General features: G+C 71.8%; 19 protein-coding genes and 2 pseudogenes. 11 read left to right on the forward strand and 10 right to left on the reverse strand.

The features are described 5' to 3' along the window. On the forward strand, positions 1-903 hold the full coding sequence (locus AB0A74_RS24865; RefSeq protein WP_358252955.1) for a cation diffusion facilitator family transporter: 903 nt from the start codon (positions 1-3) through the stop codon (positions 901-903). A 70-nt stretch (positions 904-973) separates the two neighbouring features. Here AB0A74_RS24865 and AB0A74_RS24870 read toward each other — a convergent pair whose 3' ends face one another. Then, a complete protein-coding gene (locus AB0A74_RS24870; protein ID WP_358252957.1) occupies positions 974-5,236 on the reverse strand; it encodes a GH92 family glycosyl hydrolase in 4,263 nt (1,420 codons plus the stop codon). Between the two features lie 191 nt (positions 5,237-5,427). On the opposite strand from AB0A74_RS24870, the gene AB0A74_RS24875 reads away from it, so the two are divergent. After that, positions 5,428-6,558 (forward strand): ROK family protein, encoded by a 1,131-nt coding sequence (locus tag AB0A74_RS24875; protein WP_358252988.1) that lies wholly within the window; start codon positions 5,428-5,430, stop codon positions 6,556-6,558. 412 nt (positions 6,559-6,970) lie between these two features. Here AB0A74_RS24875 and AB0A74_RS24880 read toward each other — a convergent pair whose 3' ends face one another. The 4 genes and pseudogenes from AB0A74_RS24880 to AB0A74_RS24895 form a co-directional block, all read right to left on the reverse strand. Beyond that, complete coding sequence (locus AB0A74_RS24880; protein ID WP_358252959.1) at positions 6,971-8,863, reverse strand: acyl-CoA dehydrogenase family protein; 1,893 nt, start codon at positions 8,861-8,863, stop codon at positions 6,971-6,973. Between the two features lie 87 nt (positions 8,864-8,950). Continuing rightward, positions 8,951-10,045, reverse strand: coding sequence for a serine hydrolase domain-containing protein (locus tag AB0A74_RS24885; RefSeq protein ID WP_358252961.1), 1,095 nt, complete (start codon positions 10,043-10,045; stop codon positions 8,951-8,953). 102 nt (positions 10,046-10,147) lie between these two features. Further along, positions 10,148-10,834 (reverse strand): annotated as a pseudogene (locus AB0A74_RS24890) (endonuclease); the annotation flags it as partial. Positions 10,835-10,903: 69 nt separating this feature from the next. Continuing rightward, positions 10,904-11,305: pseudogene (locus AB0A74_RS24895) on the reverse strand (DUF6359 domain-containing protein); the annotation flags it as partial. A gap of 476 nt (positions 11,306-11,781) precedes the next feature. Here AB0A74_RS24895 and AB0A74_RS24900 point away from each other — a divergent pair. From AB0A74_RS24900 to AB0A74_RS24910, 3 genes are read left to right on the forward strand one after another with little or no spacing between them, the layout of a single operon-like run. Beyond that, the gene (locus tag AB0A74_RS24900) at positions 11,782-12,111 is read left to right on the forward strand and encodes a hypothetical protein (protein ID WP_358252963.1); all 330 of its coding nucleotides are present in this window, start codon (positions 11,782-11,784) and stop codon (positions 12,109-12,111) included. A gap of 27 nt (positions 12,112-12,138) precedes the next feature. Beyond that, complete coding sequence (locus AB0A74_RS24905; protein WP_358252965.1) at positions 12,139-12,519, forward strand: hypothetical protein; 381 nt, start codon at positions 12,139-12,141, stop codon at positions 12,517-12,519. Further along, a complete protein-coding gene (locus AB0A74_RS24910; RefSeq protein WP_358252967.1) occupies positions 12,512-12,907 on the forward strand; it encodes a hypothetical protein in 396 nt (131 codons plus the stop codon). Before AB0A74_RS24905 ends, AB0A74_RS24910 begins: the two co-directional genes overlap by 8 nt. Positions 12,908-12,919: 12 nt before the next feature. Here the strand turns inward: AB0A74_RS24910 and AB0A74_RS24915 are convergent, their stop codons facing one another. Then, positions 12,920-13,405, reverse strand: a complete 486-nt coding sequence (locus AB0A74_RS24915; RefSeq protein ID WP_358252968.1) for a MarR family transcriptional regulator — start codon at positions 13,403-13,405, stop codon at positions 12,920-12,922. A 65-nt stretch (positions 13,406-13,470) separates the two neighbouring features. Here AB0A74_RS24915 and AB0A74_RS24920 point away from each other — a divergent pair, with 65 nt between their 5' ends. Together AB0A74_RS24920 and AB0A74_RS24925 are read left to right on the forward strand one after the other, a co-directional pair. Further along, positions 13,471-14,391 carry an EamA family transporter gene (locus tag AB0A74_RS24920; protein WP_358252970.1) on the forward strand — a complete coding sequence of 307 codons (921 nt, stop codon included), beginning with the start codon at positions 13,471-13,473 and terminating at the stop codon, positions 14,389-14,391. Then, on the forward strand, positions 14,315-14,923 hold the full coding sequence (locus AB0A74_RS24925; RefSeq protein ID WP_358252972.1) for an NAD(P)H-binding protein: 609 nt from the start codon (positions 14,315-14,317) through the stop codon (positions 14,921-14,923). The genes AB0A74_RS24920 and AB0A74_RS24925 overlap by 77 nt, the downstream gene beginning before the upstream one ends. Here the strand turns inward: AB0A74_RS24925 and AB0A74_RS24930 are convergent. From AB0A74_RS24930 to AB0A74_RS24940, 3 genes are all read right to left on the reverse strand, one after another. Beyond that, positions 14,920-17,457 (reverse strand): alpha-N-acetylglucosaminidase TIM-barrel domain-containing protein, encoded by a 2,538-nt coding sequence (locus tag AB0A74_RS24930; protein ID WP_358252973.1) that lies wholly within the window; start codon positions 17,455-17,457, stop codon positions 14,920-14,922. The genes AB0A74_RS24925 and AB0A74_RS24930 overlap by 4 nt on opposite strands. Positions 17,458-17,618: 161 nt before the next feature. Next, positions 17,619-20,237: an exo 1,3/1,4-beta-D-glucan glucohydrolase gene (locus tag AB0A74_RS24935; protein ID WP_358252975.1), complete on the reverse strand. Its 2,619-nt coding sequence runs from the start codon at positions 20,235-20,237 to the stop codon at positions 17,619-17,621. A 244-nt stretch (positions 20,238-20,481) separates the two neighbouring features. Continuing rightward, positions 20,482-21,060 (reverse strand): hypothetical protein, encoded by a 579-nt coding sequence (locus tag AB0A74_RS24940; protein WP_343933005.1) that lies wholly within the window; start codon positions 21,058-21,060, stop codon positions 20,482-20,484. 72 nt (positions 21,061-21,132) lie between these two features. Here AB0A74_RS24940 and AB0A74_RS24945 point away from each other — a divergent pair, with 72 nt between their 5' ends. Both AB0A74_RS24945 and AB0A74_RS24950 read left to right on the forward strand, forming a co-directional pair. Then, the gene (locus AB0A74_RS24945; RefSeq protein WP_358252977.1) at positions 21,133-21,732 is read left to right on the forward strand and encodes an RNA polymerase sigma factor; all 600 of its coding nucleotides are present in this window, start codon (positions 21,133-21,135) and stop codon (positions 21,730-21,732) included. Further along, entirely contained in the window at positions 21,729-22,604 is an 876-nt protein-coding gene (locus AB0A74_RS24950; RefSeq protein WP_358252979.1) for a hypothetical protein, read from the forward strand. The genes AB0A74_RS24945 and AB0A74_RS24950 overlap by 4 nt, the downstream gene beginning before the upstream one ends. Before the next feature lie 16 nt (positions 22,605-22,620). Here AB0A74_RS24950 and AB0A74_RS24955 read toward each other — a convergent pair whose 3' ends face one another. Next, positions 22,621-23,070, reverse strand: a complete 450-nt coding sequence (locus AB0A74_RS24955; protein ID WP_358252981.1) for an Lrp/AsnC family transcriptional regulator — start codon at positions 23,068-23,070, stop codon at positions 22,621-22,623. A gap of 93 nt (positions 23,071-23,163) precedes the next feature. Here AB0A74_RS24955 and AB0A74_RS24960 point away from each other — a divergent pair, with 93 nt between their 5' ends. Both AB0A74_RS24960 and AB0A74_RS24965 read left to right on the forward strand, forming a co-directional pair. Continuing rightward, positions 23,164-23,961, forward strand: coding sequence for an LLM class flavin-dependent oxidoreductase (locus tag AB0A74_RS24960; protein ID WP_358252982.1), 798 nt, complete (start codon positions 23,164-23,166; stop codon positions 23,959-23,961). Then, positions 23,958-24,374, forward strand: coding sequence for a nucleoside deaminase (locus AB0A74_RS24965; RefSeq protein ID WP_358252984.1), 417 nt, complete (start codon positions 23,958-23,960; stop codon positions 24,372-24,374). The genes AB0A74_RS24960 and AB0A74_RS24965 overlap by 4 nt, the downstream gene beginning before the upstream one ends. Positions 24,375-24,584 lie beyond the last annotated feature (210 nt).

The raw sequence follows: 24,584 nt of genomic DNA on the forward strand, positions 1-24,584 counted from the left end.
ATGGGTCACGGTCACGGCCATGGGTCAGCGAGCGCGCAGCACCTCGGGAAGCTGTGGGTCGCGTTCGGCATCGGCGCGGCGTTCATGGTGGTCGAGTTCGTCGTCGGGTTCGCCACGCAATCGCTTGCGGTCATCTCCGACGCCGCGCACATGCTCACCGACGTCCTGGGCGTCGGCATGGCGCTCACCGCGATCCTGCTCGCCCGCCGGGCGAAAGCCGCGGGCAGCCGCACGTTCGGCATGTACCGGGCCGAAGTGCTGGCGGCGCTGGCCAACGCCGTGCTGCTGTTCGGGGTCGCCGGTTACGTGGTCTTCGAGGCCGTCGGACGGTTCGGCAACCCGCCTGAGGTGCCCGGCCTGCCCGTGATGCTCGTGGCGGTGGGCGGGTTGCTGGCCAACTTCGTCTCGTTCCTCCTGCTGCGCGACGGCGCGAAGGACAGCATCAACGTCCGCGGGGCCTACCTGGAGGTGCTGGCCGACCTCATCGGCTCGGTCGGCGTGCTCATCAGCGGCGCGGTCACGCTGCTCTTCGGTTGGCGTTACGCCGACCCGATCATGGGTGTCGCGATCGGCCTGTTCGTCCTCCCCCGCACCTGGAAGCTCGCGGCGGGCGCGCTGCGGATCCTGTTCCAGCACGCCCCCGAGCGGGTCGACGTCGCCGCCATGCAGGCCGACCTGGGCGAGCTGCCCGGGGTCGAGGAGGCGCACGACCTGCACGTCTGGACGCTCACCTCGGGCATGGAGGTCGCCTCCGCGCACCTCACGACGTGCCGCGACGCCGACCCGGCGCAGGTGCTCGCGGCGGCCCAGACGCTGCTGGCCGACCGGTACCACATCGAGCACGCCACGCTCCAGGTCGAACCAGGGGACTCCGCGCAGCGCTGCCGCGAAATCTCCTGGTGACGACCCTCCGAACCGTGCCCTTCCTAACCGTGACCCTCCGAACCGTGACCCTGCGAACCGGGACGACCGACTAGAACGCCGAGCACTGGCCGGACTTCGGCCCCCGCACGTCGTTGACCCACCCGTTGTCCACCGGCGGCGGGCTGCTGGTCCCGCAGGACAGCGGCCCGCTGACGGTGTTGCCCGCGACCACCGTGCCGCCGCGGTTGCCGACCAGGTTGACCGGCCCGCCCACCGTGGCCCGCTCCAGCGACACCTCGCCGGACGCCCCGGTCACGTTCACCGGCCCGCCCACCGAGGTCTCCACCAGCACCACGGCCGCCGCGCCGGCCGCGGACACGGGACCCTGCAACCGCGCGCCGAACGCGTACAGCGACGCGCCCTCGGCCACGGTCACCGGCCCGGTCACCGACCCGCCGTCCACGCACACCACGCCCTCGACCCGCAACGGCCCGGCGTGCTCGCCGGTGATGGTGGACGTGCAGGTCACGAACGGCTTGACGAGCAGTTCGACCTCGGCCACCGACACCGTGCCCGGGAACTCCAGCCGGTAGTGCTGGTAGTGCCCGGCCCGAGCGATCTTGAACGCGCGAGTCTGCTGCCGGTGCGCGAAGGTCACACCGGAACGCTCGTCCACAGTGGACCAGGTCTTGCCGTCGTACGAACCCTTCAGCACCCACGACGACGGGTCACCGGACCCCTTGCTCGACGTCAGCGTGTAGAACTCGGCCTTCTCCTTCTTGTCCTTCAGGTCCACCTGCAACCAGGACAGGCTGCCGGCCGTCTGGGACGTGTTGTCCAGCACCGAGGCCGGAGCGCCCGTGACGACCGACGCGGAGGTCACGTCCCGCAGCGGCTTGGGCGGCTCGTTCCCGCTGGTCAGCGACGGCGGCGCGGCGTCGGCACCGGTGGCCCACGACGAGGGCGCGGGGCCCATCTCGAAGTCCAGCGTGCCGCCGGACGCGATGGCGGAGTGCGGCAGGTACGCCTTGTCCCACTTCTTCCCGTTCACCTTCAACGCCTGCACGTAGATGTTGCGCGCGCTGTTGTTCGGCGCGTTCACCACCAGGGTGGAGCCGTTCTCCAGGCGCACGGTCGCCTTCTTGAACAGCGGCGACCCGATCGCGTACGTGGAGTTGCCCATCTGCAACGGGTAGAAGCCCAGCGCGCTGAACAGCCACCACGCCGACTGCTCGCCGTTGTCCTCGTCACCGGGGTAGCCCTGCCCGATGTCGCTGCCGATGTAGAGCCGCGACAGGATCTCGCGCACCTTCTCCTGCGTCTTCCACGGCTGCCCGGCGTAGTCGTACATGTAGGTGATGTGGTGCGACACCTGGTTGCTGTGCCCGAGCTGCCCCATCCGCACGTCCCGCGCCTCGGTCATCTCGTGGATGACACCGCCGTAGGAACCGGGGAACTTCGCGGTCTCGGGCGTCGCGAAGAACTCGTCCAGCTTCGACGCCAGCCCCTCGCGACCGCCGTACAGGTTCGCCAGGCCCTGACCGTCGTGCGGCACCGAGAACGCCATGTTCCAGCCGTCGGTCTCGGTGTAGTCGTGGCCCCACTCGCGCGGGTCGTAGTGCTCGGGCGACTCGCGCCACGTGCCGTCGGGGTTGCGGCCCTGGAAGAACTTCGTGCCGGGGTCGAACATGTGGATGTAGTTCTGGGCCCGGTTGGCGAAGTACTCGCTCTGCGCCAGGTACTCCGGGTCCCCGGTCTGCTTGTGCAGCTCGCGCGCCATGTTCGCGATGCCGTAGTCGTTGACGTAACCCTCGATCGCCCACGACATGCCCTCGCCGGTGGCGGTGGACGTGTAGCCGGTGAAGATCGAGGTGTCCAGGCCCTTGCGGCCCACGCCCGCGTTCGGCGGCGCGACGGTCGCGTTCTTCACCGCCGCCTCGAACGCCGCCTTGACGTCGAAGTCCTTGACGCCCTTGACGTACGCGTCCGCGAAGGCCACGTCGGAGCTGGTGCCGGTCATCAGGTTGGCGTAGCCGGGCGAGGACCAGCGGGAGATCCACCCGCCGTCGCGGTACTGCTGCACGAAACCGTCGGCCAGCTCGCCCGCCCTCTTCGGGGTGAAGAAGCTGTAGGCGGGCCAGGTCGTGCGGTAGGTGTCCCAGAACCCGTTGTTGACGTAGATCTTGCCGTCCACGACCTTCGCGCCGGTCTGGGTGGGCGTGGACGGGCCCGCGGGCTGCACCGGCGAGGCGTACCGGTACTTCGGGTCCTCGGCGGTGCCGACGTTCTCGTGACCCGAGTTCGGGTAGAGGTAGAGCCGGTAGAGGTTGGAGTACAGGGTGGTGAGCTGGTCCTCGGTGGCGCCCTCGACCTCGATCATGCCCAGGACCTCATCCCACGCCGCCTGGGCGCGGTCGCGCACCGACTCGAACGTGTCCGAAGTGGACACTTCCAGTTCGAGGTTGCGGCGCGCCTGGTCCACGCTGAGCAGCGAGGTGGCGATGCGCAGTTCGACGGTCTTGTCCGACGACGTGTCGAACTGGAGGTAGCCCGCCACGTTGTCCCGGCCGACGCCGGTCAGGCGACCGCTCGCGGCCACCGGCCGGTTGACCTTGCCGTACACGAACAGGCGGGTGGCACCGGTGGACAGACCGCTCTTGACATCCGAGAAGCCGGTCACCACGCCGGAAGCCGCGTCCAGGCTGAGGCCGCCGCTGTTGTTGACGTTGTCGAACACCACGTTCGACGTGTCGCCGGTGAAGGTGAACCGGAACACGGCGGCGTGGTCGGTCGGCGCGATCTCGGTGCGCATGCCGTTCTCGAACTCCACGCCGTAGTAATGCGCCTGCGCGGTCTCGTTCTCGTGCCGGAACGGCAGCGCGCGCATCGCGCGGTCCGCGGTGGGCGTGCCGGTGGACGGCATGACCTGGAACGTCTGCCGGTCACCCATCCACGGGCTGGGCTCGTGGCTCGCGGTGAACGCCTGCAACGTCGGCAGGTTGTCCCGGTTGTTGGCCTTGGCGTACTCGTAGAGCCAGCTGATCGAGCCGGCGTTGGTCATCGGCGACCAGAAGTTGAACCCGTGCGGCACGGCGGTGGCCGGGAAGTTGTTGCCGCGCGAGAAGCTGCCGCTGGAGTTGGTGCCCCGGGTGGTCAGGACGTGGTCGGACGGGCGCGGCTTGGCGACGGTCGCCGGCGCGGACTTCACCGCGATGTCGTCGAACCAGCCGTTGAACCCGGCCGGGCCCTTCGGGTTGTCGTAGGCGACGAGGATCCGCTTGATCGTCTTGCCCGCGGCGACCTCCCCGATCACCGACGCGACCCGGTTCCACTGGTTGGTGTAGAGCGACTTCGCCGCGCCCTGGCCGCGCGGGGACAGCTCGAACCCGTGCTGGTCGCGCGCCCCGAGGTCGGACAGGTAGGTGCCGTCGGAGAACGCGAGGTCGATGGCGACGTACGTGCTCGGGTAGTTCAGGTCGTCGGTGATGAACGACGGGAACACCAGGTAGGACAGCTCGGTCGTGTCGGTGACCGGGATGTCCGCCTCGAAGACCTTGTTGTAGGAGTAGCCGCGCTCGGCGGCGACGTGGGTGCCCTGGTAGCGCAGGGCCCTCAGGCCGGTGAAGCCCGCGCCGGCCTTCGCGTTGTAGCCGCCGTTGGCGCCCTTGCCGACGGTGGTGCGCATGTTCCGCGCGGGCGGGGTGGTGGAGCCGTCGGAGAACTGGACCTCGGCGAGCTGGATCAGGCCGACGCCGCCCTGGTTGGCGCTGATGTCGAGCTGGTAGAGGCGGAACGCCTCCGCGTTGGCGGTGTCGTAGGCCTTGGTCTGGAAGCGCTCGGTGAACGCCTCGCCGGCGCGGGTGTCGAGCGTGGTCCACGTCGAGCCGTCGTTGGACCCGCGCAGCGTCCAGTCCCTCGGGTCGCGCTCGGGGGCGTCGTTGGCGGAGGTCATCGCGTACCGCTTGACCGCCACCGGTTCCGGGAAGGTGAACCGGACCCAGCCGGTGCGGGTGAAGGTCAGCCACTTGGACGCGGTGTTGCCGTCGACCAGGTTCTCCTTGACCTCACCGGCCTCCGCGTACTCGGAGTTGGCCGCGACGTCGGTGATCCGGTCGGTGACGTTGCCGGGGATGCCGGTCGAGTCGGAGCCGTTGACGCCGGCGGTCTTCGGGGCCCCGTCGGGACCGGTCTCCACGGTGCTGGCCCACTTCGGCTGCGGCTGCCCGTCCTCGAACGACGTGGCGAACAGGGTCTCGCTCACGGCTGGCTCCCCCGGTGCGGCGGTCGCTGGCGACCAGCCTCCCACGGACCCCGCGGCCAGCGCAGCGGTCATCAGGATGACCAGGGATCTCCGACTTCGCATGTGCCTCATCGCGCACGCCTCTCGCCTTGACTCGCCTTGACGCCGGCCGAACTCGCCGGTCAGGGAAACGGGCGGCTGACATCGTTGTCAAGACTGATCACCCGGCTTGTCCACAAGCCTGTCCGGTTGTTGCTCCACCCGATCTAGACTCACTCGCTGTGACGGTCCGGAAGTCCCCCCAGGTGGGCACCCCCGCGGGCATGCGCGTGCTGAACCAGCGGGCGGTGCTGGACCGGCTGCGCCGCGGCGGTCCCGCGACCCGGCCGCAGATCGCGAAGGACACCGGACTGTCCAAACCGACCGTGGGCCAGGCGCTGCTGGACCTGGAGCAGCACCGGCTGGTGCGCCCCATCGGCCGGACGACGGCCGGGCCGGGGCGGTCGGCGATGGTGTACGAGGTGAACCCGGCGGCCGGGCACGTGCTGGGCGTGGACATCGGGCGGCAGCGCATCCGGGTCGCGGTGGCGGACCTGGCGGGGTCGGTGATCGCGCGGGTGGACGAGCGCAACCGGTGCCGGACGGCCGGGGCGCTGGTGCGGACGGTGCGGGACCTGGCGGTGCGGACGGTGTCCGACGCGGGGTTGTCGTTGGCCGAGATGGTGGTCAAGGTCGTGGGGACGCCGGGCGTGCCGCGGGACCGGACGCTGCTGCACGCGCCGAACCTGCCCGGGTGGGAGCGGCCGGGGTTGCTGGACGAGCTGGAGGCGCTGCTCGGGCCCGACCTGGTGGTGGAGAACGACGCGAACCTGGCGGCCGTGGGCGAGCACGCGTACGGGGCGGCGCGGGGCGTGAACGTGTTCGTGTGCGTGACGGTCGGGACCGGGATCGGCATGGGGATCGTGGTGGACGGCCGGTTGTTCCGCGGGGCGAACGGCGCGGCGGGCGAGGTCGGCTACCTGCCGTATCCGTCCGATGTGGACGGTGCGCGGGGGCGGCTGGAGTCCGCGGTGGCGGCGGAGTCCGTGGTGGCGTTGGCGCGGTCGCGCGGGTTGGGGTCGGTGAAGTCGGCGCGGGACGTGTTCGCGTTGGCGCGGGGCGGGGACGAGCGGGCGGTGGACGTCGTTCGGGACGAGGCCGAGCGGCTGGCGTTCGTGGTCGCGTCGGTGGCGGCGGTGATCGACCCCGAACTGGTGGTGCTGGGCGGCGGGATCGGCAGCAACACGGACCTGGGGCCGCCGCTGGCGGAGGCGCTGGCGCGGCTGACGCCGTTGGCGCCCCGGATCGTGGCCGGCGAGCTGGGTGACGGGGCGGTGCTGAGCGGCGCGGTCGCGATGGGCTTGGCGGCGGCCCGCGATCTCGTGTTCGACCGGCGCGGAGAAGTTACTCTCTGAGAGTAGTCGAGCGCCCCTCACCTGGTAATTCACTCAATTGTCGTAGGTGTGAACTGGCCAGTAGTGGCATAGCGTTACCGCACCTCCTCCTGGAGGGTGTGTGTCCTTCCGTTGTTGCAAAGGGGAGTCGGACGGGGAGTACGGGGGACGTGGTCCCCATCCGGCCGTCACACGGGGCAGGTGCCGCGCCCGCAAACACCTGCCCCGTGTGCCAACGGACCGAGCACCACCCCGCCCTGAGCCGCCGCCCCAACGGCTCAGGGCCGGCGCTCGTGGAGGGGCCGGAAGGCGGCACTGCCAGCCGGGGATCACCCCGCCGGCGGTCATCCAGCCGAGGATCACCCCGCCGGCGATCACCCAGCCCGCGATCACCCAGCCCGCGTCGCCATCGCGCTTGACCTGCGTCGACCCGTCACGGCCGGGGCGTGCGCCGGTGCACGTTCTCCGCCGTGGACGCCCGATGCGTCGAGTCCGCGATCCACGGCCCCGGGGTGGACGGGTTCAGCACCCCCTCCTCCAGCCACGTGAACCGCCCCTCCAGCACGTGCCGCGCCAGCACCACGTCCGACTCGTCGGCGTTCGTCCACAAGCGCTCGAACAGCTCGTCCACTCGAACGCGAGACTGCTTCGCGAACGCGTCCGCCAGCTCGACCGCCCGGTCCCCGTCCGCCGCCGCCTTCACGCACGACGCGCTGATCGCGAACAGCTCCGCCCCGATGTCCACCACCCGCGCCAGGAACCGCTGCTTGCGCTCCATCCGCCCCTGCCACCGGGACATCGCGTAGAAGGTGTGCCGCGCCAGCTTCCGGCTCGACCGCTCCACGAACCGCAGGTGCGTCGCGAGAGGACCAAACTCTCCGTAGGCCCTGGGCACCTGCCCGCGCCCGACGACCAGGGTCGGCAACCACTTGGCGTAGAACCCGCCCGCCCGGGCCACCGCCCGCGCCTTCGCCCGACCGTCCGCCTCGGGGTCGATGATGTCCCCCGCCACGGCCAGGTGCGCGTCCACGGCCTCGCGCGCGATGAGCAGGTGCATGATCTCGGTGGACCCCTCGAAGATCCGGTTGATCCTCAGGTCCCGCAACAACTGCTCCGCCGGCACACCGCGCTCACCCCGCCGGGCCATCGACTCGGCCGTCTCGTACCCCCGGCCGCCGCGCAGCTGCACCAGCTCGTCCGCGACCAGCCACGCCATCTCCGACCCGTACAGCTTGGCCAGCGCGGCCTCGATCCGGATGTCGTGACCGCCCGCGTCGGCCAGTTCACTGGACAGGTCCAGCACCGCCTCCAACGCGTACGCGGTCGCCGCGATGAACGCCACCTTGCCCGCGATGGCCTCGTGCTTCCCGACCGGCAACCCCCACTGCACCCGCTCGGTCGACCACTCGCGAGCGATCTTGAGGCACCACTTCGCCGCACCCGCGCACAGCGCCGGCAACGACAGCCGCCCGGTGTTCAACGTCGTCAGGGCGATCTTGAGCCCCGCGCCCTCCTTGCCGATCCGGTTCGCCTCGGGCACGTGGACCTCGTGGAACCGCGTGACACCGTTCTCCAGGCCGCGCAGGCCCAGGAACTCGTTGCGGTTCTCCACGGTGATGCCGGGCGAATCGCCCTCGACCACGAACGCCGTGATGCCCTTGCCCGGCACTTGCGCCATCACGACCAGCAGGTCCGCGACCACGCCGTTCGTCGTCCACAGCTTCACGCCGTTGAGCACGTACCCGCCGTCCACGGGCGTCGCCGTGGTGCCCAGGCGGGCCGGGTCGCTGCCCACGTCCGGCTCGGTCAGCAGGAACGCGCTGATCTCACCCGCCGCGCACCGCGGCAGGTAGGCGGCCTTCTGCTCGTCGGTGCCGAACATCGCCAACGGCTGCGGCACGCCGATCGACTGGTGCGCGGACAGCATCGCGCTCAGCGCCGGGTTCACCGAGCCGACCAGCATCAGGGCACGGTTGTAGTACACCTGGGACAGGCCCAGGCCGCCGTACTCGGCTTTGATCTTCATCCCGAACGCGCCGAGCCGCTTGAGCCCGACCAGGACCTCGTCGGGGATCAGGGCGTCGCGCTCGATCCGCGCGCCGTCGATGGTCTCGCAGTACTCGCGCAGCTCGCCGAGGAACTTCTCGCCGCGTTCGCGGTCGTCGGCGGAGCCGGAGGGGTGGGGGTGGATCAGGTCGAGCCGGAAGTGCCCGAGGAACAACTCCTTGCCGAAGCTCGGGTGCTTCCACCTCGTCTCGCGCGCCTGCTCGGCGACCTTGCGCGCGAGGCGCTCGTCCACGTGCCGGTCGGGGTCCACCGCGGTCATCACGGACCTCCCTGGAGCCGGGCTTCCCACGTTACTACCGGCGGGTAGCCCCATCCGGGTGACAGGAAACCCGGCTCCTGCCCGGGATCAGGCGCAGAGGGCCGCGTCGATCACCTGGATGCGGGTGGTGGCGGGCTCGGTGAGGACGATCGTGTTGGTGACCAGCGCGGCCACGCGGCCGTCGTCGGTGGCGAACGTGCCCGACGAGTGGCCGGTGGACAGGTCGCCGAAGTGGCCCCACGCCTCGCCGCCGCACGTCAGCGCCAGCCGCCACAGGCCCAGGCCGTAGCGGGAGTCGGCGGGCACGCCCGGCATGGGGACCGTGGTGCGCATCTGCCGGAGGGTGCTCGGCGACAGCAGGCGGCCGTCGAGGAGGGCGCGCTGGAAGGTCGAGAGGTCGCGCTGCGACGAGACGATCGCGCCCGCCGACGCGATGAACGACGGCTCCACCGAGTCGGTCCGGTCCAGCCAGAAGGAGAACGGGCCGAAGCGCGCGCCCTGGTAGCCGGGGACGAACGGGGCCGCCATCGACCGGGTGCGCGGGTACTCCGTGCGGGTCAGGCCGAGCGGGGCGAGGATCCGCGTGGTGATGACGTCGCCGATCGACCGGCCGGTGACCTGTTCGACCAGCAGGCCGGCCAGGGCGAAGTTGGTGTTGGAGTACTCGAACGCGGTGCCGGGCGCGGTGCGCGGCGGGGTGGTGAGGCCGGCGCGGACCAGTTCGCGGAGGGTGTAGGCGCCGTCCGGCTGGGGCTGCGGGTCGCCGGTGCTCGACGTGATGCCGCTGGTGTTCTGGAGGACCTGGCGGACGGTGATCTTCGTGCCGTCGTGGCCGTTGCCGGTGACGACGCCGGGCAGGTAGCGCTCCACGGTGGCGTCGAGGTCCACCGCGCCGTCGTCCACGAGCTGCAGCACGGCGACGGCGGTGAACGTCTTGGTCTGGCTGGCGGCGCGGAACCGGTCGTCCGGCGTGATGGGCCGGTTCTCGGTGATGCTCGCCGAGCCGCTGTGCAGCGTGCGGGAGTGCGTGTGGAGCGCGGCTCCGGGGCCGCCGGCGGTGGTGCGGTAGGAGTCGAGCGCCACCTGCGGGTCAACGGCCGTCTGCGCGTGGGCGACGGCTGGGGTGACGGCTGGGGTGACGGACAACGCGGCGGCCAGCGCCACCAGGGACAGGCGTTTCACGAGTGCTCCCCTCATCGTGTCGGGACGTCCCCGAGCTTCGCGAGGGGCGCATGAGGAACCGATGACAGGCGGCGTGGAGGCAGGCCCCCACGCCGCCGGCGGTCAGCTCCAGATCGCCGCGACCCACTCCGGGTGGTCGATGAACGGGTTGCGGTTGCGCTGGTAGGAGTCGTAGATGACCTGGTTGCGGCGCTTCTCGAACGCGTCCGGCGGGTCCTGCTGGTGCCACTGGAGGAGCACCGACAGGCGGCCGTGGTACGGCGCGGTGCCGTTGTTGACGTTGTTGTTCAGCTCCAGGTTGGCGAAGCCGTCGGTGCCCTCGTAGCGGACGGCCATGTAGAAGAGCATGCGCGCGACGTCGCCCTTGACGGCGTTGCGGGGCTCCCACGAGTCGCTGTCGGTGTAGTTGCCGGGCGCCTCGGCCGCGGCGGTGCCGCCGTTGTCGAAGTCCTTGTTGCCGCGGTCGGCGTTGACCGTCACGTCCTCCGGGCGGAGGTGGTGCAGGTCGGTGCCGGGGCCGGTGGCGGTGCCGAAGTCGCCGTGGGACTTGGCCCAGACGTGCTCGCGGTTCCAGTCGTCGACGTCGCCGCCGTTGAGCGTCTTGCTCTGCGACCGGCCGCTGTAGAGCAGGATGACGTTGGCCGCGTTGTTCGGGTCCTGGTCGGTGACCTTGAGGGCGTTCCACACCTGGTCGTAGGACAGCTTGGTGCCGGTGCGGATGATCTGGTGCAGGGCGGTCTTGAGCGCGGCACCGGTTTTACCGGTGGCGTCCCGGTAGTAGTCGTCGGCCGGCGGGGCGCTGGTCGTCGTGGTCGTGCTCGTGGTCGGTGTGGTGGTGGTGCCGGCGAAGGCGAAGGCCGTGGCGGACGTCAGCCCGGGGTGGGCGAAGTAGGCGGAGAGCGTGCCGGTGACGTCGATGCGCTTGCCGAGCAGGCCGGGGTTGGTGCGCAGGCCCCAGGCCGAGCGGAAGGCGGAGGGGATCTGGACGTAGACCATCTGGCTGGTGCTGGTCTGCGTCGCGGTGTCGGCCAGGGCGAGGGCGTAGTCGTTCGGGAAGTTCGACCGGACCACGGTGGTGGTGGCGGTCGGCTGGCCGACGACGTACCCGCGGACGGTGGCGGTCGAGCCGTTCTGCTGGCCGATGGCCTGGGTGACGGTGATGGGCGTGGCCGCGTTCGAGGCGGCCGGGACGAGCAGGGTGGTGGCGATCGTGGCGGCGGCGGTGAGTGCGCCGGCCAGTCGCCAGGGGAACTTTCGCACGGCTGGGTGTCCTCTCCCCGATAGCGGCGTCGCAGGGTGACAGCACGCGTCAGAGGTCCTGACTGTGCGTGATCATGTGCGGGTGATCACCGAGGGAGCATCGCACGAAAGTGGCCACGGTCGAGTGATGCGCGACCCACGGTGAAGTGGCCGGGACATGACCGGTTGGTGGGCCGCCGCTCCGAGCGGACCATGACGCCATGCGCGCGCTGCTCCTGGTGCTGGCCTTGGCAACAGCCACCGCCGCGGCCACGACCACGGCAGCCACGACCACGGCAGCCGCCGCGCCACCAGCCGCCGCGCCAGCCCGCGCCCCAGCCGCCGCCGCGGCGGGCCCCGCAGCCGCTCCGCGGGCGGCAACGCCGGCCACAGCCGCCGCGCCAGCCGCCCTGCCGGCGCCGGCCGCTCGCGCTCACGCACCAGCCGCCGCCGCGGGCCCCGCGGCCGCTTCGCCGGCGGCAGCGCCAGCCGACGCCGTGCCGGCCGCTCCGCCGGCGGCAGGCGCCCCGGCCCTCGCCGCACCCACCGCGCCGACCACCGGCACCCCGGCCTCGGAGCGGCTCGGGTACACGTTCGATCGGGAGACCACCCAGCGGATCCACGACGTCGTGGTGGCGGGTGGCGAGCCCGCCCTGGCCGCGTTGTGCGTGCGGGTCGCGCCGGGGTGGCTCAAGCTCGCCTGTCCCGCGTTCGCCGAGGTCGTGGCGGAGTATGTGGCGGACCGGCCGCCGTTGGGCCGCTGCCTCCGGGTGGACGCGCGCTTCGAGGTGCCGCCGCTGACCGCCACCTACGTGGAGTGCCCTTAGAGTTCTCCCCGTGGAGGACCTGGTTCGATGATCGACTTCCTGGCCGTGGCGCTGATCGTGCTCTCGCTGGTCTGCGCCGCCTGGGCGCTGCTGCTCGTGGCCCTGGACAAGCCCCTGACGCTGGACACCAAGCTGACCCTCGGCATCGCGGGCGCGGTGGTGCTGCTGGAGTTCGGGCTGCTCGTCCAGGCCGTGATCGGCGTCGTCAAGCTGATCGGGCTGGACCGCGACATCGCGTCCGCCACCTTCGTCGGCTACCTGATCGGGCCGGTGGTCGTGCTGCCGCTGGCCGGCTTCTGGGCCATCGCCGAACGGTCCCGCTGGGGCGCGTCGGTGCTGGTCGTGGGCTGCCTGAGCGTGCCGGTGATGATCGTGCGGCTGCAACAGATCTGGGCGGGTCATGCCTGACACGCGGTCCGGGCCGGGGCGGTTGTTGATCGCCGTGTACGGGTTGTTCGCGGTGGCCGCGTCGGCGCGGTCGGGGGTGCAGATCGCGACGCGGTTCGCCGAGGCTCCGGTGGCCTACCTGCTGTCCGCGTTCGCGGCGGTGGTCTACGTCGTGGCGACCGTGACGCTGGCGGTGGGCAGCCGGGCGTCCCGGCGGGTCGCGTGGGTGTCGTGCGCGGTCGAACTGATCGGCGTCGTCGTGGTCGGCGCGGTCAGCTACCTGGCGCCGGCGTGGTTCCCGCAGGCGACGGTGTGGTCCCACTTCGGCAGCGGCTACCTGTTCATCCCGCTGGTGCTCCCGGTCCTCGGCCTGCTCTGGCTGCGCCGCACGGCCGTCCCGGCGGCGTAGGGCACCCCCGCTCTACTCAGCCGACTCCAACAGCGTCCGGAGGATGTCGGCCAGCGCGTCCCGGCCGGCCGGGTCGAGGGCCGCGAGCAGGCGGTGGCCGGTGGCCAGGTGGTCGGGGAGGGCCGCGTCCACCAGGCGCCGTCCCTCCTCGGTGAGCGAGACGACCACGCCCCGACCGTCCACCTCGCTCGGCTTGCGCGTCACCAGGCCCCGCGCCTCCAGGCGGTCCAGGCGTTGGGTGATCGCGCCCGACGTGACCATGGACGAGCGCATCAGCTCCGTGGGTGTCAGGCAGTGCGGCGGGTCGCTGCGGCGCAGGGTGGCCAGGACGTCGAACGACGCCCGGTCCAGCCCGTGCCGCGCGAACGTCTCGCGCTGGGCGGCCTCGACCACGCGCGCGAAGCGGTTCAGCCGGCCCAGCACGGCCATCGGGGACACGTCCAGGTCGGGCCGCCGCGCGTGCCACTGGCTCAGGACGAGGTCGACGTGGTCTGCCACGCATCTACCTTAGCGGTGAGACAAATCACGGGCCAGGTACCTTAGCGATGAGTTAGTTTGACTTAGTGCTAAGCAACCGCCTCGTCACCGCGCTGGGCCCCGCCATCTGGGGCACGACCTACTACGTCACCACCGAGTACCTGCCGCCCGACCGCCCGCTGCTGGCCGGCCTGCTGCGCGCCCTGCCCGCCGGCGTGCTGCTGGTCCTGATCACCCGCCGATTGCCGCAAGGCGACTGGTGGTGGCGGTCGCTGATATTGGGGGCGCTGAACATCGGCGCGTTCCTGCCGCTGCTGTTCCTGGCCGCCTACCGGCTGCCGGGCGGCGTGGCGGCGACCGTCGGCGCGGTCCAGCCGCTGATCGTCGCGGGTCTCGCGGCGGCGCTGCTGGGGCAGCGGATGACCCTGCGCGTCGCCCTGGCGGCGGTCGCCGGTGTCGCGGGCGTCAGCCTGCTGGTCCTGCGGGCCAACGCGGCCCTGGACTGGCTGGGCGTCGCCGCGGCCCTGGGCGGCGCGGCGGTGATGGCGGCGGGCGTGGTGCTGAGCAAGCGCTGGCCGTCCCCCGCGCCGCTGCTGGCCTCGACGGGGTGGCAACTGGTGTGGGGCGGGCTGCTGCTGGTGCCGGTGACGCTGCTGGTCGAGGGCCTGCCGGACACGATCACCGCCCGCAACTGGGCCGGGTACGCCTACCTGGGCCTGATCGGGGCGGCCCTGTCCTACAGCCTGTGGTTCCGCGGGATCAAGCTGCTCAAGGCCACCGAGGTCACGTTCCTCGGCTTGCTCAGCCCGGTCGTGGCCACGCTGGTCGGGTGGCTCGCGCTGGGCCAGGACCTGACGGCGCTCCAGGTGCTGGGGGCCGTCGTCGTGCTCGCTTCTTTGGTCGTCGCACAGAAACAGGGAGGGAAGACGGATGCGGATCACCGTGTTCGGGGCGGCGGGAGCCGTCGGAAGTCGAGTGGTGACCGAAGCGCGCCGGCGCGGGCATGACGTCACGCCGGTGACCAGGTCGGACCGGCCGGGGTTCGTCGTGGCCGACGCGACGGACGTCGACCGGGTGGCCGGGCTCGCAAGGGGAAGCGACGTGGTGGTCGGCGCGACCCGGCCGGTGCCGGGGTCCGAGCGGGACCTGGTCGTCACGGCCAAGGCGCTGCTGGAGGGCGTGCGGCGCAGCACGGCTCGGCTGATCGTGGTCGGCGGGGCGGCGACGTTGCGCACGCCCGAGGGGGTGCTGGTGCACGAGGTGGAAGGGTTCCCGGCGGACATCCTCCCCATCGCGCGGGCGTGCGCCGAGCAGCACGACGTGTTCCGCGGCGAGTCCGAAGTGGACTGGACGTACGCCAGCCCGCCCGCGGTGATCGAGCCGGGCGTGCGCACCGGCCGCTACCGGCTCGGCCTGGACGACCTGGTGGTGGACGACCACGGCGAGTCCACCATCTCCCTGGAGGACTTCGCCGTGGCCCTGCTCGACGAGGTGGACCACCCGCGCCACCGCCGAACCCGCTTCACCGCCGCCTACTAGGCCGGCAGCCGCCAGACCTGGTTGGCACCGCCGTGGCAGGTCCACAGGACGAGGGCGGTGCCGTTGGCGGACGAGCCGCCGGTCGCGTCCAGGCACAGGCCGGACTTGGCGTTGCGCAGGGAACCGTCCGACTGGTGGGTCCAGGACTGCGCCGGCGTGCCGTTGCAGCTGTGGAGCTGCACCGCGGTGCCCGGCGCGGTCCCGCCGTTCCGGGCGTCCATGCACTTGCCCATCGCCTGGAGGGTCGCGCCGGTCGCGGTCCAGGTCTGGGCCGGGGTGCCGTTGCACGTGTAGAGCTGCAACGGCGTTCCGTCCGCCGAACTGCCGTTGGTCACGTCCACGCACTTGCCGCCCACGCCGGTGATCGGGCCGGTCTTCGCCAGTGGCGGCAGGGCGGCCACCTCGGCGGCCAACGCCACCGGGTCGCCGGACGGGCTGGTCGGCAGCGGGTCGGTCCGGCGGGCCCACGCGTCCTCCAGGGCGAACCAGTCCACCGCGGCGGGAGCGGCGCCGGTGGCCAGGGCCGTGTCCAAGACCCCGAAGAACTTCGCCCAGCGCTGCGCGTACAGGCCGGAGACCAGGCCCGACCACTCGCGGTTGGCGTAGTCGTGCAGGCCGCCGCCCTCGCTGCCGGCGCGGTGGCCCCACGTGGACAGGATCGAGCGCTGGTCGTACTCCAGCCGGTCCTGCTCGGCCGGCGTCGCTCCCCAGGCCCGGGCGCTCGCGGTCCACCGGCCGAGCAGGAACCGCGGGTCGCTGCCCACCAGGCGGTCCAGGAGGGCGATCTCGCGGTTCCACTGGTCGGCCAACGCCCGCAACCGCGTCGGGTCCTTCGCCGTGTAGGCGGCGTTGACCAGCGGCAACAGGGCCCGGCTGCGGTTGGCCAGGTGCTGGCGGGCCAGGTCCACCACGTCGTACCGGTAGGCGTCGCTCGCGCGCAGGGCCGGGGCGACGGCGAGCAGCCTGGTCAGGGCCGTCCGGACGGTCTCCGGGTCGTACCGCGTCGCCTCCGGGCTCCACGTCGCCGCGGTGCGGACGGTCAGGGCCGGCCGCGCGGCGAAGAGGCTGTCCTGGGACTCGCTCCACGTCCCCGACGGGGTCCTGTACGGGCCGCGGCGCAACGAGTCCCAGGCGGCCGTGGCGTTGTCGTCCCGGCCGCCGTAGCGGCGGCCGGCGTAGTCGGCGAACCAGCTCGCGTGGTCGAGGGTCGTGGTCCAGGCCAGGTCGGAGAACAGGGCGAACGCCGCCGGGTCCACGGTCGCGGACTCGGGCAGGTAGGCGATGCCCCGCGGCGCGCCGGCCGGCTTGGCCAGCCACTGGCGGAACCGCGAAGTCCAGACCGCCGTGTTCGCGCCGATCGTGGTGTGACCGCCGAAGTTGGGGATGGTGCCGAACGCGTACGGCGTGCCGCCCCAGGACGTTTCGCGGTCCAGGTTGTCGTAGCGGTCGGACAGGCCGTCCACGACCAGCATCCCGGACTTGTCCACACCGGACAGAAGAGTGCTCGACGGGTTGCCCTGCCAACCGAGGATCGCCCAGATGGCGCCGGGATGCGCGGCGCGGAGAGCGTCCTGGACCGCTCGCGCGGCACGCGGGACGTCCACCGTGCCGGCGTTGCCGCCTTCGTGGAGCAGGTCCATCTTGTAGATCGCACTGGAGCCGAAACGGACCTTCTGCGCCGCGTAGTACGCCGACGCCACGCGGGTGAACAACGCGTTCGTGGGGTCCAGCCACGCCGGCCGCTGGAAACCGACCCACGTGCCCTGCTGGACCACGGTCGCGCCCGGGTTGCGTGAAGCGAAGTCCGTCGGCACGGTGCCGAAGTAGCCGGGCAGCACCGGCGTCATGCCCAGTCCCCGCAGGTGACCGGTCAGGCGTGCGCCGAGGTCCGCGCGAGCCGTGATCAGCTGCTCCGACACCGGCCCGCCGAAGCCGCTCATGTTCTGGAGCAGCCACCACGGCTGGTGCGCGGGCGCGGGGATCCACGCCCGCAGCTCGGCGGCGGTGTACCCGAACTGCTGGAACGCCTGGTAGTACGGGTACTCCGCGCCGACCTGGACGTAGACCTCGTTGTAGCCGTTGAGGGCCAGGACGTCCACCTCGCGCTGGAGCGCGGCGAAGTCCCGGTACGCGCCCGCGTAACCGTCCTGGGTGTCGTTGAGCGCGTAGCGGTGCGGGACCACGGCCGTGCGGGTGGTGGCGGTGACCGCCGGGAGGGTCGCGGGCAGGCGGTTCAGGCTGTCGCCGACCAACCCGATGTCCACTTCGGCCACGGTCCGCAGGTACCAGCCGACGCCGGCGAGCAGCGTGGCCGGGGACGTGCCGCGCACGGTGATCGCACCGGCGGTCCCGGACACCGCGTACTCGTCGCGGCCCGTGGTGGCCTGGAGGGTGAACTGGCTCGCGTGGGCCGGCAGGAGCCGGCTGAGCACGGCCGCGGCGGGCGCGGTGTCGAACGCGGCGGGCTGGGCGGTGGCTTGCGGGGTGCTGAGCAGGCCGGCGACCAGCGCCGACACCACGAACGTCCTGAACACGGCGGCTCCCGAGGTGGCCGGAAGTGGTCCAGACCAGGGTGGGACACCGTCGCAGTGATGTCAATTACTGTTTGAAGTGCTGGACCTTTGTGCATGATTGTGCACCGGTACGGGACCGCGAAAAGGGGCGGCCACCGCGGTGACCGCCCCTCCTCCGAGCGCTAGCCCAGTTCAGCGCACGTTCGCGCGTCCGGGTCGAGGGCCGCCTTCGGCACCCACCGCACGTTCGCGAACGACGCCTGGAACGCCCCGTCCGTGTAGACCAGGAACGGCGTGTTGACGTTCTCCAGGTCCAGCCCGCCCTGCGCGAAGCACGACACCGGGATCTTCACCGTCGCCTTCGCCCCGCCCGCCAGGGCGGTGAACAGGCCCGTCGCGTTGACCTCCGCGAAGCACGGGTACTGGCAGTGCGCGCTCACCACGGTCCGGTTGGTCGGGGCCTGGTGCACGATCACGTCGAACACCAGGGCCGCGTCCGCGTTCAAGTACCCGCGCAGGTCCGTGCCGCCGGCCGGGTTCTGCGCGTAGACCTGCCCGGGACCGGTGCCCGTCCACGTCGTCTTCAGGGCGTCGCCCTGCACGTTGACGTCCGCCATCACGGTGTTGATGGAGCTGTGCGCCGCCTCGCCGTCGGGGCCGATCTCGGTGCCGCTCCAGTTGTCCGGCGAACCGATGTAGCTCTTGTACGGGGCGATGTCCTGGCGCACGAAGACCTCCAGGTCCTCGGTCGCCGTGCCGCCGCCACCGTCGCCCGAGCAGCCGAACTGCGGGGACGACTCGTCCAGCACGCCCACGTTGCCGGTCTGCCAGGAGCGCAGGCCGTACCCCGGCTTGAACAGCGGGTCGTAGCCCTCCGCGCCGGGGTTGAGCGGCGTCTGGCACGCGCTGCGCGGCCAGGAGTACGACAGCGTGCCGGTGTAGCCGGGGAACGTGTGCCGCCCGCGCACCAGCAGGTCCGCCACGCCGCCGCCCTCGGTGCCGGGCAGGAACGCGGCGACGAACGCGTCCGAGCGGTTCAGCTCCTTGTTGACGTGCAGCGGACGGCCGGAGATGTAGACGGTGACGACCGGCGTGCCCTTGCCGCTGACCTTGTCCAGCACGGCCAGGTCCTGCGGGTAGAGCTTGGCCGCCTCCAGCGAGCGCTTGCCGATGTCGCCCACGCCCTCGGCGTACGGGGTCTCGCCGATCACCGCGACCACCGCGTCGAAGCCCGCCGGGTCCACGTCGCCGGTCTCCGAGAAGACCACGTTCTCCGCGCCCAGCGCCTCGCGCAGCCCGCCCAACACCGTGGTGCCGTTGGGGAAGTCGGCATTGGTGTTGCCGGTGCCCTGCCAGGACAGGGTCCAGCCGCCGGTCTGGTTCTGCATGCTGTCGGCGCTCTTGCCGACCACGAGGACCTTGGCGCGCGAGGACAGCGGCAGCACGCGGTTGTTGTTCTTCAGCAGCACCTGCGACCGGCGGACCGCCTCGCGGGCGAGCCGCCTGGCCTCCAACGCCTCCTGCTCGCCGGCGTGCTCGCGCTCCGACGGCTTGACCCCGTCCAGCACGCCGCTGCGCAGCTTGACGCGCAGGATGCGGGTCACGGCGTCGTCGATGCGGGACATCGGGATCTGGCCCGACTCGACCTGCGCGGTGGTGTTGGCGATGAACGCCTTCCAGTCGTTGGGCACCATGAAGACGTCGATGCCGGCGTTGACCGCCTGCGGGCAGCTGGCGTTGGTGCAGCCGGCGACCTGGCCGTGGCCGTTCCAGTCGGAGACCACGAGGCCGTCGAACCCGATCTTGCCCTTGAGGATGTCGTTCACGGCGAGCTTGGAGCCGTGCAGCTTGCCCTCGTTGATGCCCAGGTCGGTGTTGGTCCAGCTGTTGAACGACACCATGACGGTCTGGGCGCCGGCCGCGAGCGCGCCGTAGTAGCCCTGGCCGTGCACGTTGATCATCTCGGCCTCGGACGACGGGTTCACGCCCTGGTCCTTGCCGCCGATCGTGCCGCCGTCGCCGATGAAGTGCTTGGCCGTGGCCAGCACGTCCACCCGGCGGCGGCTGTCGCCCTGCAGGCCCTTCACGGCCTCGTAGCCGTAGGCGCGGGTGATCCGCGGGTCCTCGGAGTAGCCCTCGTAGGTGCGGCCCCAGCGGTCGTCGCGGACCACGGCGAGGGTCGGCGCGAACGCCCAGTCCTGGCCGGTGGCGCGGACCTGGTCGGCGGTCGCCTTCGAGATGTCGCGGATCAGGCACGGGTCGTGCGCCGCGCCCAGGCCGATGTTGTGCGGGAAGAGCGTGGCCCCGTACACGTTGTTGTTGCCGTGCACGGCGTCGATGCCCCAGATCACGGGGATGCCGGTGCGGGTGGACTTCGAGGCCGTCCAGTAGGCGTCGGCGAGGTCCAGCCACGCCTGCGGGGTGGCGTGCTTGTCCCGGTTGGGCCACGAGCCGCCGCCGTTGAGGACCGACCCGATGTGGTACTCGCGCACCTCGTCCGGGGTGATCGCGCCGATCTCCGGCTGGGTCATCTGGCCGACCTTCTCGGCCAGCGTCATGCCCTCGACGAGCTGCCGGATCCGGCGCTCGTCGCCCGGCGAGGACTTGACGCGGCTGGTCACCTTCGGCCAGTCGGACAGCGTGGGCAGGGTCTTCTCGACGCGGGCGCAGCCGTGCTCGGTGCGGGGCTCGCCGACCACGGGCTGCTGCGGCGCCGCGGTCGCGCTCCCGGTGACCACCGTCCCGGTGGCCAGGACCGCGGCGAGCAGGGCGCTCAGGTGTCTGCGACGTGTGCGGGACATCGGTTCGTCCGTTCCTCGACGGCTTTGTCGCGCCCGATCCTGATCGGCGCAACTGTCTCGGTCAAGACTTCCGTGGGAGCGTTTCCGCGCAGGTCAGAGTTCCGGTACTCCGGGCCGGGTACCGGGACTGGGCCGGTCGGCCCACCCCGACGCGCCGCCGTGCCGGAGCCGGCGCGGGTGGCGGCGCTGGCGGGCGGCGGCGCTGGCGAACAGCCGCGGACGTCGGCGCGGGCGGCGGTGCTGGTCAGCCGACGGGCAGGCGCAACCGCCAGTCCAGCGGCTCGACGAGGATGCGCGTGTCGGGCGAGCCGTCCCACTCCACCGGCAGGCCGGCGGCCCGCAGCGCCCCGGCCACCTCCCGGCCCACGGCGGCCGTGTCGTCGGGCGAGCCCGGCAGCGACCCGTAGGCCAGGAACAGCCCGCCGCCGGCGACCGCCCGGACGGTGTCCTGCTGGTGGAAGAAGACGAACCCGCGCGCGCCCGGACCCGCCTCGTCCCCGATCTCGGCGATCCCGCACGACCGGCAGCACGCGAAGTCCGCCCGCGCCACGACGCCCCGCACGTCCAGCTCCTCGAAGGCGGCCAGCAACCGGTCCACGTCGGTGGTCGCCGGCCACTCCGCCTGCTCGGCCACCCGCGCCGCCCACAGCCGGTCCACCAGCGCCGTCACCTCCGACTCCGGCAGCGCCTCCTCGACGTGGTCCAGCACGTCGCCCACGACCTCCTCGCGCGAGCGGAACCCGCCGTGGACCAGTTCCAGGGCGAACTCCACCGCCTCGGCGCGGACGTCCTCGGGCAACGGCTTGTCGTTCGTGTTCTGCACCCGCCGCATCCTGCCGGCGACCACCGACAAGACTGGCGGCAACACTTCCGCACCGGGTGGACACGAACAGGCATGACGACCGAAGACCCCGACGACCGCGCGCTGTGGGCGCAGGCCGCGGCGGGCAGCGGGCACGCCTTCGGGGTGCTGTTCGACCGGCACGCCAAGGCGGTCTACAACCACTGCTTCCGGCTCACCGCGTCCTGGGCCGCCGCCGAGGACCACCTCCAGGCCACGTTCCTGCTCGCCTGGCGCAAGCGGGACCGGCTGCGGCTGGAGCGCGACTCGGCCCTGCCCTGGCTGCTCGCGGTGGCCACCAACGTGGTGCGCAGCGACCGCCGCTCGACCGCGCGCCGGCTGCGGCTGTTCCACCGCGTGCCGGTGGAGCAACCGGTGCCCGACCACGCCGACCTGGTCGCCGAGCGGGTGGACGACCAGCGCCGGATGCGGGAGCTGCTGGCCGCGGTGGACCGGCTGCCGCGCGGCGAGCGCGAGGCGCTGGCCCTGTGCGTGTGGTCGGGCGTGTCCTACGCCGACGCCGCCGCCGTGCTGGGCATCGCCGAGGTCAGCGTCCGGTCCCGGGTCAGCAAGGCGAAGGCCCGGCTGAGCCGGCTGCTCGGCCCGCACCCCGAGGTCGTCCCGCTCGCCGCACTCACCGTGGAGGACCGATGAACACCACGCTCCCCCCGGCCCGCGACCTGCCCCCCGGTCGCCAGGCCGAGATCCGCGCCCGGGTCGAGCGCGCCGTGACCGCGCGCCGGCCGTTCCGCTTCGCGCCCCTGGTCACGGCCGTCACCGCGGTGGGCGCGGTGGTCGCCGTCGTGGCGTTCCTCCAGCCCTGGCAGCGCACCGACGCCGTGGGCCCGGCCCAGTCCGCCGCGACCGCGCCGGTCACGACGACGAGCCCCACGCCGACCACGCCCGTGATCGCCGGGCTGACCCCCCAGCGGATCGCCGAGATCGAGGAGGGCTGCGTCAAGATCTCCACCGGCTCGGGCAAGGGCACGCTCTACCAGTACGGCGAGGACGAGGCCGGCAAGTGGGCCCTGGTCTACACCGAGAGCGCCGCGCTGATCTGCACCATCGACGGACCGTCCATGCCGTACAACGCGGGGTTCAGCACCGTCCGGGACCTGGAGTGGATGACCGACCCCGTCGCCATCGACGCCAACGGCGGCAGCGCGGGCGGTGACGTCCTGGGCAACAAGGAGATCTACCGGGGGCTGCACGGCACCGCCTCGGCGGCCGGCCGCGTCACGCCCGAGGTCGGCCGGGTCACCTTCACCTACGACGGGCAGACGGTCGACGCGACCATCGCCAACGGCACCTTCGTCGCCCGCAACATCTTTCCCACCGACTGGTCCATCCCGATGGAGGACGGCTTCGAGGTCCGCGCGTACGACAAGGCCGGCAAGCTGCTGGCGTCCAGCGTGGACCTGGGGAAGAAGTGCTTCGTCGCGCCGGACGGCCGGGTGGTCTTCGGCGCGTGGAACATGACGGACCAGGACGTGACGAAGTGCTCGAAGGCCGTGCGGTGGAAGTGAGCCCGGCGGTGGTGGGTCACCCGGGCTCGGCGACCCCGCGGTAGGGCAGGGTCTGCCGGTAGACGATGTTGGTCGTGGTGCTGCCGAACGCGGTCAGCTCGTTGACCACCCGCTCCAGGTGGGGCATGGAGGTGGCGGCGATCTTGAGCGTGTAGCAGTCCTCCCCGGTGGTGCGCAGGCACTCCAGGACCTCGGTGCGTTCGGCGAGCAGCCGGTGCAGGGGTTCGTGCCGGTTGCCGGGGTACTTCAGGCGCACCACGGCCAGCACCGGGTAGCCGACCTTGTCCAGGTCCACGGTGGCCCGGTACCCGGTGACGACCCCGGCCGCTTCGAGCCGCTTGACCCGCTCGGTGGTGGCGGAAGGGCTGAGGTTGACCCGGCGGCCCAGTTCGGTGAGGGCGATCCGGCCGTCGGTTTGGAGCTCCGCGAGGATGGCCCAGTCGGTCGGGTCGAGGGTCTCGGTCATCACCGGAATCTACCGTGGATCTTGCGGTCGAGGCCCTGATCTACCGTGGGTTCTCTGTTCAGGTCGCGATCTTCCGGCCCTAGGGTTGGGCCTGTGCGAATAGGTGTGAACGTCCCGAACTTCGGGCCCGGGACCACTCCCCCGGTGCTGCGCGACTGGGCGCGGACGGTGGAGGGGCTGGGGTTCGACCTGCTCATGGTGTCCGACCACGTGGTGGTCACGCCCGACGTGGCGGAGCAGTACCCCGAGCCGTTCTACGAGCCGTTCACGACGTTGTCGTGGCTGGCCGGGGTGACCGAGCGGATCACGCTGGGGACGACCGTGCTGATCGCGCCGTACCGGCACCCGCTGCTGGTGGCCCGGATGGCGGCGAACCTGAAGGCGCTCAGCGGTGACCGCCTGGTGGTCGGCGTCGGCGTCGGGTGGGCCCGCCAGGAGTTCGCGGCGCTCGGCGTGCCGTTCGAGGCGCGCGGGCGGCTGACCGACGAGGTGGTGCGGGCGCTGCGCGGCGTGGACGTCCCGGTGTGGGTCGGCGGGCACAGCGACGGCGCGCTGCGGCGGACCGTGCGGTTGGGCGACGCGTGGCACCCGTTGCGACTGACGCCGGCGGGGTGGCGGGACGGCGTGCGCCGGTTGGCCGCGGTCGCCGAGGCCGAGGGCCGGCCGATGCCCGCACTGGCACCGAGGATCTTGTTGCGGCTGACCGACGGCGTCGAGGACCGGCGCCTTGGTGAGGGCACGGTCGAGCAGGTGGTGGCCGACTTGGAGACACTGCGGGCGGACGGCGCGGAGGCCGTGGTCCTGGACCCGTTCGTCGGCGACCCGGCCGAGACGCTGCACCCGGAGGTGGCCTGGCAGGCGCTGGCCACGGTGAGGAAGGAGTTCCGGTGAAGGAAGAGCACCTGCGGCGGGCGATCGCGCTGGCGGCGGAGGCACGCGAGGGCGGCAACCCGCCGTTCGGTTCCCTGCTGGTCGGACCGGACGGGACGGTGCTCGCGGAGGAACGCAACACCACCACGACCGACGCCGACATCACCGCCCACCCGGAGCTGAAGCTGGCCCGATGGGCGGCACGGGAGTTGGACCCGGAGACGGCCGCCGGGACGACCATGTACACGAGTTGCGAGCCTTGCGGGATGTGCGCCGGGGCGTTGGCACGGTCCGGGATCGGCCAGGTGGTGTTCGCCCTTTCCACCGAACAGCTCAACGGCCTCAAGCCTTCTGGCGGGTTCCCCGTCGTTCCTTCTGATGGTCCTTATCTTTATTCCGAGGCTTCTTCTCCCGTTTCCGGTTTTTATTCTTAGCTTCTCTTTTTGGGACGCGCTGACGCGCTCTCGAGCTCGAACGCGCTGCGCGCTCTCAAGATAAAAGCGCCTCGCCGGCGGGCAGGCCCCCGGGGAGGAAGGGCGTCGGTCTTTCCCCCGCACGGCCTGCCGGAGGCAACCACCCTTTGGTCTTCTCCGCAACCGGAAAAGCTGGTTGCGGAGAAGACCAAAGCGCGGTTGGGCTGCGCC

This window comes from Saccharothrix sp. NPDC042600, assembly GCF_040647305.1.
GTDB lineage: Bacteria > Actinomycetota > Actinomycetes > Mycobacteriales > Pseudonocardiaceae > Actinosynnema > Actinosynnema mutabilis.